Origin of the sequence: Pseudomonas idahonensis (assembly GCF_037903935.1) — a bacterium.
Classification (GTDB): Bacteria; Pseudomonadota; Gammaproteobacteria; order Pseudomonadales; family Pseudomonadaceae; genus Aquipseudomonas; species Aquipseudomonas danubii.
In genome coordinates this window covers 2587008-2599988 of the sequence record NZ_CP149586.1, presented here as the reverse complement: position 1 = coordinate 2599988, position 12981 = coordinate 2587008, and the positions used below count along the sequence as shown (strand labels likewise).

Genomic DNA, 12981 nt, shown 5'->3' with positions numbered 1-12981 from the left:
GCTGGGCACGGGGTTCAGGTCACCGCTTTGCGGGCCAGGAACTGCGGCTGGTTCCATGCCTCGCTGACGAGGATGTCGCGCAGTGCGTCGACGCAGGTCCAGATGTCTTCAAAACGGTTGTACAGCGGGGCAAAACCGAAGCGCAGGATGTCCGGCGCGCGGAAGTCGCCGACGATGCCCCGGGCAATCAGGGCCTGCATCACCGGGTAGGCCTGGGGGTGGCTCAGGGAAACCTGGCTGCCGCGCTGCTGGGCATCGCGCGGGGTCTGCAACTGCACGCCCAACCCGGCCAGTTGCTCGTCACACAGGCGGATGAACAGCTCGGACAAGGCCAGGCTCTTGCTGCGCAAGGCATGCAGGTCAACGCCGTCGAACACCTCCAGCGCCGCTTCCAGGGCCAGCACGCCCAACTGGGGCGCGGTGCCCACCAGCATCCGGTCGAGGCTCGGGTGGGGCTGGTAGTCATGGCTGAAATCGAAGGGCTTGGCGTGCCCGTGCCAACCGGTCAGCGGCTGGCGCAATTGGGCGATGTGACGCTCGGCGACAAACACAAAGGCCGGCGCGCCAGGGCCGCCATTGAGGTACTTGTAGCCGCAGCCCACGGCAAAGTCCGCGCCGGCCGCGTTCAGCTCCACCGGCATGGCGCCGGCCGAGTGACACAGGTCCCAGACCACCAGCACACCCAGCTCGTGGGCCCGCGCGGTGATCGCCGCCATGTCGTAGCGGCGGCCGGTCTTGTAGTTGACGTGGGTCAGGGAGAGGATCGCCACCTGGTCGCTGAGGGCATCGAGGACCTGCTCCGGGTCGACGCACTGCAGCCGGCAGCCGGTCAGCTCCGCGACGCCCTGGGCGATGTACACATCGGTGGGAAAGTTGCCGTTCTCCGCCAGGATCACCCGGCGCGACGGCTGCATGCGCAAGGCCGCCACCAGCACCTTGAACAGGTTGATCGAGGTGGAATCGGCCACTATCACTTCGTGCCCCTGGGCCCCGATCAGCCCAGCGATGCGGGCCCCGGTGCGCTGCGGCGCGGGGTACCAGTCGGCGTCGTTCCAGGAGTTGATCAGGCCCTCGGCCCACTCCACCTTGAGCACCTGCTCCAGGCGCGCCGGGACATGGGCCGGCATGGCCCCCAGGGAGTTGCCGTCGAGGTAGATCTTGTGTTGCGGCAAGGTAAAACGCTGGCGACAGAAGGCCAACGGGTCTGACTGATCCAACTGCTGGATCTGCTCCCGGGTACAGGGCGCGGAACGGCTCATGACGATCCCTCGGTATCGATGATTGGGCGCCGGGGTCGCAGCAAACGGCCACCAGCGAGTCCGGATGCTAGCCAGGGCCGTCATTACTGGATAATAGAAAAGGCGGCCCTTTATATTCCCGCTGGTAATACCCAATCCTGCTCAGCGCCTGCCCTCCATCGGCGGGCCGCTCGGTAGCGCCGCAGCCGCAACAGCGCTGACGCAAAAGCCCCGTCGACGATTGATTGCAGCTTTTATTTGCGAAGGCTATTTCAAGTTGGTACGCCATGTGCAAACGTTTGCGAGTTGCAATTTTGTGGGTGTTCGCCACCGCCACGCGCGCGAACGGACATCAGGGACTTCACACCGCACGAACAGGGACTTTCCATGCACAACCGCTTCCCCCGTCATGGCCAATGGGCTGTTTCCCTCGGGCTGGCCGGCGTTACGGGTCTACTCAGTCACGCCGCACTGGCCCAATCCCCCGCCCCGGACGCATCAGCCCAGGGCGAAAGCCTGAGCGCCGATGTGCAATCCGCGAAACCGGGCGCCTACCTTTCCGACTGGTACAACCAGGACCTGATGCTGATCGGCAGCAAGGACATCAGCTTCGGCCCGCGCCCGGCGGACGACATCTACCTGGAGTACGAATACTTCGGGCGCAAGGGCCCCTTCGAGCTGTACGGCTACATCGACCTGCCGAAGATCCTCGACATCGGCAACAGCCACGACAAGGGCATCTGGGACCACGGCTCGCCGCTGTTCATGGAGCACGAACCGCGAATCTCCATCGATTACCTGGCCGGTCGCAGCCTGGCCATCGGCCCGATCAAGGAGTGGTATGTGGCCTTCGACTGGATCTACGACCACGGCAGCCGCACCGCCAACCGCGCCAACACCCTGTACAGCGGCCTGGGCACCGACATCGACACCCATTCGCGGGTCAATCTCTCGGCCAACTTCTATGGCCGCTACCAGTGGGAAAACTACGGCGCCAGCAACGAGTATTCCTGGGACGGCTACCGCGCCCAGCTCAAATACATCGTGCCCATCGACAGCTACAGCAACGGCGCCTCGCTGACCTACATCGGCTTCACCAATTTCGATTTCGGCTCCGACCTGCACAAGGACAACCCGGCGCGCACCGCCAATGCCACGGTGGCCACCAACGTGCTGCTGTACGCCTTCACTCACCTGCGCTTCACCCTGGTGGGCCGTTACTTCCACAACGGCGGCAACTGGGAGGATGGCAGCGTGCTGAATTTCGGCGACGGCGAGTTCCGTGCCCGCTCCAATGGCTGGGGCTATTACGCCGGGGTCGGGTATCAGTTCTAGAAGCTGAGGCAAGCTTCGAGCGGCAAACGGCAAGACAAGAACGGTTGCGATGAGTTGCAACCTGGATCAGGCAGGATAAGCGCCGGTTAACGGCAGTCATGGAGGTTGTATGCGTGGGATTAAAAAGGTTTCGTGGGTATTGGGACTGGGGGCTCTGCTGGCAGGCGGCGCCTGGGCCAACGAGGCACCGATCAAGCCCAAGGTGGTGCTGATCAGCATGTTCGCGCCGGAAGCGCAGCACTGGATCGAGCGCCTGGAGCTCAAGCGCGAGATTCGCGTGCCGGGGCTGGCGGCGGAGTATCCGAGCATTCGCTGCAATGACCGGGACGTGTGCCTGTTGACCACCGGCATGGGCCAGACCAATGCCGCGGCGTCGACCCTGGCGCTGGCCCTGTCGCCGAAGTTCGACCTGCGCAAAAGCTATTTCCTGATTGCCGGGATCGCCGGCATCAGCCCGCACCACGGCACCATCGGCACCGCCGCCTGGGCTCATTACCTGGTGGAGTTCGGCACCCAGTGGGAACTCGACTCCCGGGATGCGCCCAAGGACTGGCCCACCGGTTACCTGGGGATCAACACCAAGGGGCCGAACGAAAAACCGCCCCTGGACTACAAGACCGAAGTCTTCGAGCTCAACCCCAAGCTCCAGGCCAAGGCCTTCGCCCTGAGCCACAAGGTGAGCTTGAGCGAAAGCCAGCAATCGGCGGCCTGGCGCCTGAAATACCCCCAGGCTCCGGCCAACCAGCCGCCGGTGGTGACCCGCTGCGACACCCTGGCGGGCAACACCTGGTTCTCCGGCACTCGCCTGAGCGAACGGGCCGAAGTCTGGACCCGCCTGCTGACCGATAACAAAGGCACCTACTGCACCACCCAGCAGGAAGACAACTCCACCTACGAAGCCTTGCTGCGGGCCAGCCGCGAGGGTCTGGTGGACATCCAGCGCCTGGCGGTGCTACGCGCCGGTTCCGACTTCGACCGCCCGGCACCAGGGGCCAGCGAAGTGGACAACCTGCTCAAGTACGCCGACCAGGGCGGCTTTGTCCCGGCCCTGGAAAACCTCTACCGGGCCGGCAATCCGCTGGTGCAGGACATTCTCGACAACTGGTCGACCTGGGAAAAAGGCGTCCCCGAAGCCTGATCCGTGCCAACCCGCAACCCGCAGGAGCCGGCGTGCCGGTGAACGCACGCTCAGGGCCATGACCGTTGGCGCCAGAGTCGGCCAATCAAAGTGAATTTTTGCGCCTGCGGGGGATCACTCAAGGATCACAGGGAGGAACAGAGGCTTTATGAACAACGCAAAACTCTTCGTCATCGAATACACCCTTCACGGCGCTCCCAAGTCCTTCATCATCCGCCAGGAAAAGATGGACAACGCCGAGGCCTGGCACTGGGCAAGCTGTGATGCGGGAGTGGGCCGCATCGGTCGTTTCGGCCGGGAACGGGTGAAGAAGACCAGCAAGCCCATGGCGGAAAAGTTCGGTATCGAGAATGTCACCTGGCGGCCTTCGGTCTAGGCCCGCCGCAAACGGGTGGAGCCGCAGCCCCACCCGTTTGCGCTCTTCAGCCGTGGGCGCCCTGGGCGCATTTGCACCCTTGGGTGGAAGCACAAGGCTCACCGTGGGCGTGATGATCGGCGCAAGCCTGACAGCAGTAGTGCTTGCCGTGACGGACAATCGCATGGGGCCCCAGCTTGCAGGTGCAGGCCGGACAGGCGCAGGTTTCATTGGACATGGCAGGGTTCCTTTTTATCAGTCTTTCAGGGGACTCGATCACCGCGCCACCTCAGACAATGGCGGCCACTGCACGGTACGAGCCCTCCAAAGACTAGGCCAACCCAGCCCCCCCGCCACGCCAACAGCGACTAAAGTGATTCGGCCAGCGCCCGCATGGACCGATGGCCACCCCGGCCCGGCCAGCCAATGATGCAGGCCGTGGTCATGCTGTCTCGACCTGACAAGAACAACCCAAGGTCATTCGCCGCCCATGACGATTCTCTATGACGAAACCCTCGACGGCGCCCTGCCCGACGTCGACAAGCAGGCCCTGATCCGGGCCTTGCGCAGCCAATTGCCGGACCTGGAACTGCTGGACCAGGAGCCGCAGCTCAAGCCCTACGAATGCGACGGCCTCAGTGCCTATCGCACCACACCGATGCTGGTGGCCCTGCCGCGGCACCTGCACGAAGTCCAGCGCTTGCTGCAGATCTGCCATGAGCACCGGGTGCCAGTGGTCCCCCGAGGGGCCGGTACGGGTTTGTCCGGAGGCGCCCTGCCCCTGGAAAAAGGCCTGCTGCTGGTGATGGCGCGCTTCAAGGACATCCTGCAGATCGACCCGGCCGCCCGCTGCGCAAGGCTCCAGCCGGGGGTGCGCAACCTGGCGATTTCCCAGGCGGCGGCGCCTTTGGGCCTGTACTACGCCCCCGATCCTTCATCACAGATCGCTTGCTCGATCGGCGGCAACGTCGCGGAAAACGCCGGGGGCGTGCATTGCCTGAAATACGGCCTGACCGTGCACAACCTGCTGCAGGTGCAGATGCTCAGCGTCGACGGCCAAGCCATGACCCTGGGCAGTCAGGCCCTGGACGCGCCGGGGTTCGACCTGCTGGCGCTGGTCACCGGCTCCGAGGGCCTGTTGGGGGTAATCACCGAGGTCACGGTCAAGCTGCTGCCCAAGCCACCGATCGCCAAGGTGCTGCTGGCGGCCTTTGATTCGGTGGAAGCCGCCGGCCGCGCCGTGGCCGACATCATTGCCGCCGGGATCATCCCGGGTGGCCTGGAGATGATGGACAACCTGGCGATCCGCGCCGCCGAGGACTTCATCCACGCCGGCTACCCGGTGGACGCCGAAGCCATCCTGCTGTGCGAGCTGGACGGGGTGGAGGCCGATGTGCATGACGACTGCGAGCAGGTGCGCCAGGTGCTGGAACGCGCCGGCGCCAGCGAGGTACGCCTGGCCCGGGACGAAGCCGAGCGAGTGCGCTTCTGGGCCGGGCGCAAGAACGCCTTTCCAGCGGTGGGCCGCTTGTCCCCGGACTACTACTGCATGGACGGCACCATTCCCCGGCGCCAACTGCCGGGGGTGTTACGGGGCATTGCCCGTCTCGCCGCCGAGCATCAACTGCGGGTGGCCAACGTGTTCCATGCCGGGGACGGCAACATGCACCCGCTGATCCTGTTCGACGCCAACCGGCCGGGCGAGCTGCAGCGGGCCGAGGCCCTGGGCGGCAAGATCCTCGAACTGTGCGTGGCGGTGGGCGGCAGCATCACCGGCGAGCACGGCGTAGGCCGGGAGAAAATCAACCAGATGTGCGCCCAGTTCAACACCCACGAGCTGGCGCTGTTCCATGGGGTCAAGGCCGCCTTCGATCCTGGCGGCCTGCTCAACCCCGGCAAGAACATCCCGACCCTGCAACGCTGCGCCGAATTCGGCGCCATGCATATCCATCATGGGCAACTGCCCTTCCCCGAACTGGAGCGCTTCTGATGACGGCGCCACCCGACGGCGATGCCAGCGCCGCGCTGCTGGAACAGGTCCGCAACGCCTTGCAGGACAGCACCCCGTTGCGCATCCAGGGTTCCAACAGCAAGGCCTTTCTCGGCCGCGACTGCGCCGGGGAAATTCTCGACACCCGCAGCCATCGCGGCATCGTCAGCTACGACCCCACGGAGCTGGTGATCAGCGCCCGGGCCGGCACTCCGCTCAGTGAGTTGCACGCCACCCTGGAGGCCGCCGGGCAGATGCTGCCCTGCGAGCCGCCATCGTTCGGCGCTGGCGCCACCCTGGGCGGCATGCTCGCCAGCGGCCTGTCCGGGCCGCGTCGGCCCTGGGCCGGCGCGGTGCGCGATTTCGTCCTCGGCACCCGGATCATCAGCGGCAGCGGCCAGCACCTGCGCTTTGGTGGCGAGGTGATGAAAAACGTCGCCGGTTATGACCTGTCGCGGCTGATGGCCGGCAGCTACGGCTGCCTGGGGCTGATCACCGAAGTCTCGCTGAAGGTCCTGCCCAAGCCCCGGCAATGCCTGAGCCTGAGCCTGGAAATGACGCCCGGCCAAGCCCTGGCCAAGCTCGCCGAATGGGGCCAACAGCCCTTGCCGATCAGCGCCGCCTGCCACGACGGCGAGCGCCTGCACCTGCGCCTGGAAGGCGGCGCAGGTTCGGTGGCCGCCGCCCATGAACGCCTGGGCGGCGAGCCCCTGGACGGGGGCTACTGGAGCCAGCTCAATGAACAGCAACTGGACTTCTTCAACCCCGGCCTGCCGCTGTGGCGCCTGTCGCTGCCGCACAACACGCCGCTGCTGGCACTGCCCGGCGAACAACTGCTGGACTGGGGCGGCGCCCAGCGCTGGCTGAAAACCGCTGCCACGGCCAGCGAGATCCGCGCCGCCGTCAGCGCCGTTGGCGGCCACGCCAGCTGCTACAGCCACGGCCTGCAGGACAGTCCGTTCCAGCCCCTGGCGCCGACCCTGCTGCACTACCACCAACGGCTCAAGGCGCAGCTGGACCCGCAAGGGATCTTCAACCCCGGCCGACTCTACGCGGAGCTCTAGACCATGCAGACCACCCTCAGCCCCGAGGCCCGGCAACTGCCCCGGGCCGCCGAAGCCGAGCGCATCCTGCGCAGCTGCGTGCATTGCGGTTTCTGCAACGCCACCTGCCCTACCTACCAGTTGCTGGGCGACGAGCTGGACGGCCCACGAGGGCGCATCTACCTGATCAAGCAGGTGCTCGAAGGCGCCACCGCCACCGCACAGGTCCAGCAACACCTGGACCGCTGCCTGTCGTGCCGCAACTGCGAAACCACCTGCCCGTCCGGGGTCGATTATCACCACCTGCTGGACATCGGCCGCGCCGTGGTGGATGCCGCCCTGCCCCGGCCCGCCGGCCAGCAACTGCTGCGCCGCGGACTGCGAGCGCTGAGTGCCAACCCGCAACTGTTCAAGGCCCTGATCCAGGGCGGCAGCCGCCTGCGTCCGCTGCTGCCCCAGGCGCTGCAGGACAAGCTGCCGCGCCAGTTGCCCAGCGCCAAGCCGCGTCCGCCCCTGCGCCATGCACGGCGCGTGCTGTTGCTCGAAGGCTGCGTGCAACCGGGGCTGTCGCCCAATACCAATGCCGCGGCGGCGCGAGTCCTTGATCGCCTGGGCATCAGCGTGCAGCCGGTCGCCGAGGCAGGCTGCTGCGGCGCCGTGGACTATCACCTGGACGCCCAGGAAGCCGGCCTGCAGCGCGCCCGGCGCAACATCGACGCCTGGTGGCCGCACCTGCAACAGGGCGCCGAGGCGATCATCCAGACCGCCAGCGGCTGCGGTGCCTTCATCAAGGATTACCAGCACCTGCTGGCCCATGACCCGGCCTACCGCGACAAGGCCCGGCAGATCAGCACCCTGGCTCGGGACCTGGTGGAAGTGTTGCGCGCCGAACCCCTGGAGCAGCTCGGCGCCCACAGCGAACAGCGTCTGGCCTTCCACTGCCCCTGTACCCTGCAGCACGGGCAAAAGCTCGGCGGCGCCGTGGAAGCGCTGTTGCAGCGAGCGGGGTTCAACCTGACCACGGTGCCTGACAGCCATCTGTGCTGTGGCTCGGCAGGCACCTACTCCCTGACCCAGCCGACCCTGGCCCGACAACTGCGGGACGACAAGCTGCGGGCTCTGGAAAGCGGCCAGCCGGAGTTGATCGCCACCGCCAACATCGGTTGCCAGATCCACCTCGACAGTGCCGGCCGCACCCCGGTCCGCCACTGGATCGAGGTGCTGGAAGACGCGCTGAGCTAAGCGCCAAGCTTCAAGCTCGTGGCTTGCCACTCACGGCTTGCGGTGTGCGGCTCCGGTACATGAATAGCAACGCCAGGGCCAGGCACAGCATCGCCAGCACGCGGTGGGGTGACAGCTCGATGGCCGGGTTGCCGAACCAGCCGAAGTGGTCGATCAGCATGCCCATGCCCAGTTGTCCGAGGATCACCGCCACCGTGGCCACCGCGGTGCCGACCCGGGGCACCGCGCCGACCATCACCAGCATGTAGACCACGCCAAACAGCGCGCCAGTCAGCTGCCATTTCGGCGCCTGCAACAGGCTCATGGCCTGAGGGGGCTGGAAAAACACAATCAGCAGCCCGGTGATCAAGGCGCCCACGGCGAAGGTCAGCAGGCTGCTGCGCAACACCCCGACGCTTTCACCCAGGCGGCCATTGATCGCCGCTTGCACACTGAGCACCGCACCCGCAGCCACCACCAGGACCAGCAAAAGAATCAGGTTCATGTTCAACCTCGGGCAATCAGGATCAGGGCTACGACAATCAGCACCAGGGCCAGCCAGCGTTCGCCATTGACCGGCTTGCGGGCGCTGCCGAACCAACCGAAATGGTCGATCAGCACGCTCTTGCCCACCTGCCCGGAGAGGATCGCGATCATGGTCATGGCAATGCCGATATGGGGCGTGGCCAAAGTCAGCACCACCACGTAGATCGGTCCCAGCACCCCGCCGAGCAATTGCCAGCGCGGCAGTTGGCTGAAGGCCGGCCCCGGCTGCGGACCGCTGAACAACAGCAGCAGAAACAGCAACGCCGTGCCCACGCCGAAGATGCTCAAGGTCGCCCACAAATGCCCGACCTGGACGCCCAGCGGGCCGAGCAAGCCGGCCTCCACCGACAGGCCCATGCCCGCCAGAATCACCAGGGGCAACAACATCAAGCGCTGCCAGCCAGCGCGGGGTTCAACCTGGGCCGCCGGGGTCGGCAGCGCTGGATCTAACACATTGGAAGACATGCAACACCTGCTTGGGGATCAAGGAATGGCAGGCATTATCGATTGCGCCCGTTTTGCGATAAATGGGAGCATGCCGACAACACCTTTGCGTAAAACGCACAGCAAGGATTTCCTATGCAAGGCTTCAACGACCTGGGTTTCAAGGCCCTGCGCCTGTTCATCGCGGTGCTCGACCAGGGCAGTTTTTCCGCCGTGGCACGCCGCGAGGGGCTGGCGCCTTCGTCCATCTCGCGGCAGATCCAGCTCATGGAACAGGCCCTGGGCCAGCAGTTGCTTTATCGCCACACCCGCGCCGTCAGCCCCACCGAGGCCGGGCGCTTGCTGGGCCACCATGCGCGGCGGGTGCTGGCGCAATGGGAAGAAGCCGAACAGGCGCTGCAGGAACAGCAGGACGAACCCGCCGGGCTGGTGCGGATCAATGCCCCGGTGGTGTTTGGCCAGCGGCACCTGTCGCCCTGGCTGGGCGAGCTACTGGGCCGCTACCCCAAGCTGCAACTGGACATCCAGCAAACCGACAACTACATCGATCCTTTGCAGGACGGCACCGACCTGCTGTTTCGCATCGGCACCCTGGAAGATTCCTCGATGCAGGCACGCCTGCTGGCCCCGCAGCGCTACCGGGTGGCGGCCAGCCCCGCCTATCTGGAACGTCATGGCACGCCACAGCACCCGCAGCAGTTGCAGCAGCACCAGTGCCTGGCCTACAAGGGCGAAACCGGCCAGCAGCGCTGGTTCTTTCGCCGGGGCCGGGAAGACTGGACGCCCTACAGCGTCAAGGGCCCCCTGACCGGCAACCACGCCGACACCCTGACCCAGGCCGCCGAACAGGGCCTGGGGCTGGTGATGTTTCCTTCCTGGCTGATTGGCGAGGCCCTGCATCAAGGCCGCCTGGTGGCCTTGTTCGAAGGCTTCGACGTGGCCACCAGCCTCGAACCGCAGCAGATTGCCGCCCTCTGGCCCGGCAGCCGGCGCCTCTCACTGAAAGTGCGCACGGTGATCGACTTCTTCGTCGAGAAATTCGGCCCGGAGCCCTATTGGGATCGCCGCGCCCCCGCCCCGTAACCGTAGGAGCTGGCTTGCCAGCGAAAGCGTCGGCAAGACCTGCACAAGACTCAGCGGCCCCTTCGCCGGCCAGCCGGCTCCTACAGGAAGAGTTGAGCAATCAGCCAGGCGTTGGCTGCGCTGATGACGGCGAACAGGCTCCAGGCCAGCCATCGCGTCGGCCAACGGTTGACGAACTCGCCCATCAGGCGCCGGTCGTTGGTCATGCGGATCAGCGGGTACAGGGCAAACGGCAGTTGCAGGCTCAGCACCACCTGGCTCAACACCAGCAGTTGGCCCACTGCGCCATCCCCCAGCAGCCAGACGCCAATGAACGCCGGAATCAGCGCCAGCCCGCGGGTGATCAGGCGTCGCTGCCAGCAGGGAATCCGCAGGTTCAGGTAGCCCTCCATGATCACCTGCCCGGCAATGGTCCCGGTGAAGGTCGAACTCTGCCCCGAGGCCAGCAGCGCCACGCCGAACAGCACGCTGGCCAGGGCTCCGCCCACCAGTGGGTCCAGCAGATGGTAGGCATCCTGGATCTCCACCACGTCGCTGTGGCCGGTGTTGTGGAAGGCCGCGGCGGCGAGGATCAGGATCGCCGCGTTCACCAGCAGCGCCAGGGCCAGGGAGCCGATGGTGTCGATGCGCGCCAGCTTGATGGCGTCGGCGCGACTGGCCCGGTCCTGGCCGATCAAGCGGGTCTGCACCACCGAGGTGTGCAGGTAGAGGTTGTGGGGCATCACCGTGGCACCGAGGATGCCGATCGCCAGGTACAGCGGCGCCGCATCGCTGATGGCCGAGAGCGACGGGGTGAACCCCCGGACCACGTCCGGCCAATAGGGTTTGATCAGCAGCAGTTCAATGAAGAAGCACACACCGATGGTCGCCACCAGCGCCAGCATGATCGCTTCCAGCCGGCGAAAACCGCGGTTCTGCAAGGCCAGCACCAGCAAGGTGTCGAAGGCGGTGATGACAATCCCGGTGCTCAGGGACACCCCCAGCAGCAGGTGGAACGCCAGGGCACATCCCAGCACTTCGGCCAGGTCGGTTGCGATGATCGACACCTCGGCCGCCAGCCACTGGGCCCGGGCCGAACGGCGGCTGTAGCGCTCCCGGCAGAGCTGCGCCAGGTCGCGCCCGGTGACGATGCCCAGGCGTGAGCACAGGCATTGCACCGCCATTCCCGCCAGGCTTGCCAGCAACACCACGAACAGCAGGTTGTAGCCATAGCGCGACCCCGCCTCGATGGCGGTGGCCCAGTTGCCCGGGTCCATGTAGCCGATGGAAATCAGCAACCCGGGGCCGGCAAAACGCAGCAGGCGCTTAAACAGCGAAGCGCCGGGATCGACGGACACGGAGCCCGCCACCTCCGGCGGACAAAAGGGGGCGGTGGCTATTTTCGGTAGGCTGAATTTCACGGGGATTCCCACGACGAATTGACGCGAGGGCTCAGCTTAGAGGTTTCAGCGCAGCCACCCAAGCCTGAATTTTCATCCTGAAGGCGAGTATGCTGCAGCCACTCCTGCCCCTTGCGACGCCTGCTGCAGGTATCGATTTCCCGCCCAAGGTGACCCCGTGAACAGCGCTGCGACACCCCCTGAACCCGACACCCAGCCCCCCTTCCTGCAACCCGGCGACCGGGTGCTGCTGTTCGATGGCGTGTGCAAGTTGTGTAACGCCTCGGTGCGTTTCGTCATCCGCCACGACCGCCAGCGGCGTATCAAACTGGCGTCGATGCAATCGCCCCAGGGCCAGGCGTTGCTGAAATGGTTCGGCCAGCCCACCGAGCAGTTCGACAGCGTGCTGCTGATCGAGGACCAGGGGCTGTCGCAACGCTCCGAGGCCTTTACCCGCCTGATGGCGCAACTGCCTGCCCCCTGGTGCTGGCTGCGCCTGTTGCGCTGGATTCCCCGACCACTGCGGGACTGGGGCTACGACCGTATCGCCGGCAACCGCTACCGCTGGTTCGGCCGGCATGACGTCTGCCTGCTGCCCAGCCCCGACCATCGCGGGCGCTTTCTCGACGACCCGTCCTGAGTCCGGAGCCGGCCAGCGCGCCTCAGCCGGGCTGACGGCGGAAGAACAGGGTCACCTGCCCCAGCTCGAAACCGAACTTGGTCATGTAGGAACGATTGGCCAGGGTGTTTTCGTCCAACAGGTACATCCAGTCATCGAAATGCACCTGATAGGTGGTGCCATCCACCGGCAGGTTGAGCACGTAACGCCAGCGCAGGGCATTGCCGGAGACTTCGCCCCGGGCCTCGCCGACCACGTCGTCGGCGGTCCCGCGCCACAGGCCGGGTCCCGTCGGGACCAGGGTCCAGATCCGGGTCTGGCGGGTGCCGTCGCTGTAGGTAAAGTCCTCATGCATGATGAGTTTCTCGCCTTCGCTGCGGCTGTTGATCTGCACATGGAAGCGCTTGATCACTTCACCGGAGCGCTTCTGGAACAGGCCCCAGGCCTCGACCCGGCCACTGAAGAACTGCCGCAGTTCCAGCTCGGGCTTCTGGTCACGGTACTGCTTGACGTCGGTGTCGCTGCAAGCAACCAGGCCAAGGCACAGCACCAGCAAGTATTTCTTGAACATGGAACATCTCCTGCGCTGC

Annotated in this window: 14 protein-coding genes; 8 read left to right on the top strand and 6 right to left on the bottom strand. The window is 65.8% G+C overall.

Going from position 1 to position 12981, the window contains the following annotated elements:
- Window positions 1-14: 14 nt before the first annotated feature.
- The gene (kynU, locus tag WIN67_RS11875; RefSeq protein WP_110594943.1) at window positions 15-1259 is read right to left on the bottom strand and encodes a kynureninase; all 1245 of its coding nucleotides are present in this window, start codon (window positions 1257-1259) and stop codon (window positions 15-17) included.
- Window positions 1260-1625: 366 nt separating this feature from the next.
- Between kynU and WIN67_RS11870 the strand changes: the two genes are divergently transcribed.
- From WIN67_RS11870 to WIN67_RS11860, 3 genes are all read left to right on the top strand, one after another.
- Window positions 1626-2573 carry a nucleoside-specific channel-forming protein Tsx gene (locus WIN67_RS11870; RefSeq protein ID WP_306392595.1) on the top strand — a complete coding sequence of 316 codons (948 nt, stop codon included), beginning with the start codon at window positions 1626-1628 and terminating at the stop codon, window positions 2571-2573.
- Between the two features lie 109 nt (window positions 2574-2682).
- Complete coding sequence (locus WIN67_RS11865; protein WP_339071315.1) at window positions 2683-3711, top strand: purine nucleoside permease; 1029 nt, start codon at window positions 2683-2685, stop codon at window positions 3709-3711.
- Window positions 3712-3859: 148 nt separating this feature from the next.
- Entirely contained in the window at window positions 3860-4087 is a 228-nt protein-coding gene (locus tag WIN67_RS11860; RefSeq protein WP_011060569.1) for a DUF6555 family protein, read from the top strand.
- 46 nt (window positions 4088-4133) lie between these two features.
- On the opposite strand, the gene WIN67_RS11855 is transcribed toward WIN67_RS11860, so the two are convergent.
- Window positions 4134-4304: a metallothionein gene (locus WIN67_RS11855; RefSeq protein WP_102864137.1), complete on the bottom strand. Its 171-nt coding sequence runs from the start codon at window positions 4302-4304 to the stop codon at window positions 4134-4136.
- A 252-nt stretch (window positions 4305-4556) separates the two neighbouring features.
- On the opposite strand from WIN67_RS11855, the gene glcD reads away from it, so the two are divergent.
- From glcD to glcF, 3 genes are read left to right on the top strand one after another with little or no spacing between them, the layout of a single operon-like run.
- A complete protein-coding gene (gene glcD / locus WIN67_RS11850; RefSeq protein WP_300246739.1) occupies window positions 4557-6056 on the top strand; it encodes a glycolate oxidase subunit GlcD in 1500 nt (499 codons plus the stop codon).
- Window positions 6056-7120, top strand: coding sequence for a glycolate oxidase subunit GlcE (gene glcE / locus WIN67_RS11845; RefSeq protein ID WP_339071314.1), 1065 nt, complete (start codon window positions 6056-6058; stop codon window positions 7118-7120). Before glcD ends, glcE begins: the two co-directional genes overlap by 1 nt.
- A gap of 3 nt (window positions 7121-7123) precedes the next feature.
- Entirely contained in the window at window positions 7124-8341 is a 1218-nt protein-coding gene (gene glcF, locus WIN67_RS11840) for a glycolate oxidase subunit GlcF (RefSeq protein WP_273923246.1), read from the top strand.
- Window positions 8342-8351: 10 nt separating this feature from the next.
- On the opposite strand, the gene WIN67_RS11835 is transcribed toward glcF, so the two are convergent.
- Window positions 8352-8825: a DMT family transporter gene (locus WIN67_RS11835; protein ID WP_102880028.1), complete on the bottom strand. Its 474-nt coding sequence runs from the start codon at window positions 8823-8825 to the stop codon at window positions 8352-8354.
- A 2-nt stretch (window positions 8826-8827) separates the two neighbouring features.
- The gene (locus WIN67_RS11830) at window positions 8828-9253 is read right to left on the bottom strand and encodes a DMT family transporter (protein WP_422394724.1); all 426 of its coding nucleotides are present in this window, start codon (window positions 9251-9253) and stop codon (window positions 8828-8830) included.
- A 192-nt stretch (window positions 9254-9445) separates the two neighbouring features.
- On the opposite strand from WIN67_RS11830, the gene WIN67_RS11825 reads away from it, so the two are divergent.
- Window positions 9446-10393, top strand: coding sequence for a LysR family transcriptional regulator (locus tag WIN67_RS11825; RefSeq protein WP_110653030.1), 948 nt, complete (start codon window positions 9446-9448; stop codon window positions 10391-10393).
- An 80-nt stretch (window positions 10394-10473) separates the two neighbouring features.
- Here the strand turns inward: WIN67_RS11825 and WIN67_RS11820 are convergent, their stop codons facing one another.
- The gene (locus WIN67_RS11820) at window positions 10474-11793 is read right to left on the bottom strand and encodes an Nramp family divalent metal transporter (protein WP_339071311.1); all 1320 of its coding nucleotides are present in this window, start codon (window positions 11791-11793) and stop codon (window positions 10474-10476) included.
- A gap of 157 nt (window positions 11794-11950) precedes the next feature.
- Here WIN67_RS11820 and WIN67_RS11815 point away from each other — a divergent pair, with 157 nt between their 5' ends.
- Window positions 11951-12412 (top strand): thiol-disulfide oxidoreductase DCC family protein, encoded by a 462-nt coding sequence (locus tag WIN67_RS11815; RefSeq protein WP_339071310.1) that lies wholly within the window; start codon window positions 11951-11953, stop codon window positions 12410-12412.
- 22 nt (window positions 12413-12434) lie between these two features.
- Here WIN67_RS11815 and WIN67_RS11810 read toward each other — a convergent pair whose 3' ends face one another.
- Complete coding sequence (locus WIN67_RS11810; protein ID WP_102880033.1) at window positions 12435-12962, bottom strand: DUF3833 domain-containing protein; 528 nt, start codon at window positions 12960-12962, stop codon at window positions 12435-12437.
- Window positions 12963-12981 lie beyond the last annotated feature (19 nt).

What these genes read in the sequence shown, in the direction of transcription:
- glcF (WP_273923246.1), top strand. Translation starts at nt 7,124, where the DNA reads ATGCAGACCACCCTCAGCCCCGAGGCCCGGCAACTGCCCCGGGCCGCC.
- WIN67_RS11835 (WP_102880028.1), bottom strand. Translation starts at nt 8,825, where the DNA reads ATGAACCTGATTCTTTTGCTGGTCCTGGTGGTGGCTGCGGGTGCGGTG.
- WIN67_RS11860 (WP_011060569.1), top strand. Translation starts at nt 3,860, where the DNA reads ATGAACAACGCAAAACTCTTCGTCATCGAATACACCCTTCACGGCGCT.
- WIN67_RS11825 (WP_110653030.1), top strand. Translation starts at nt 9,446, where the DNA reads ATGCAAGGCTTCAACGACCTGGGTTTCAAGGCCCTGCGCCTGTTCATC.
- glcD (WP_300246739.1), top strand. Translation starts at nt 4,557, where the DNA reads ATGACGATTCTCTATGACGAAACCCTCGACGGCGCCCTGCCCGACGTC.
- WIN67_RS11870 (WP_306392595.1), top strand. Translation starts at nt 1,626, where the DNA reads ATGCACAACCGCTTCCCCCGTCATGGCCAATGGGCTGTTTCCCTCGGG.
- glcE (WP_339071314.1), top strand. Translation starts at nt 6,056, where the DNA reads ATGACGGCGCCACCCGACGGCGATGCCAGCGCCGCGCTGCTGGAACAG.
- WIN67_RS11865 (WP_339071315.1), top strand. Translation starts at nt 2,683, where the DNA reads ATGCGTGGGATTAAAAAGGTTTCGTGGGTATTGGGACTGGGGGCTCTG.
- kynU (WP_110594943.1), bottom strand. Translation starts at nt 1,259, where the DNA reads ATGAGCCGTTCCGCGCCCTGTACCCGGGAGCAGATCCAGCAGTTGGAT.
- WIN67_RS11810 (WP_102880033.1), bottom strand. Translation starts at nt 12,962, where the DNA reads ATGTTCAAGAAATACTTGCTGGTGCTGTGCCTTGGCCTGGTTGCTTGC.
- WIN67_RS11830 (WP_422394724.1), bottom strand. Translation starts at nt 9,253, where the DNA reads ATGTTGTTGCCCCTGGTGATTCTGGCGGGCATGGGCCTGTCGGTGGAG.
- WIN67_RS11855 (WP_102864137.1), bottom strand. Translation starts at nt 4,304, where the DNA reads ATGTCCAATGAAACCTGCGCCTGTCCGGCCTGCACCTGCAAGCTGGGG.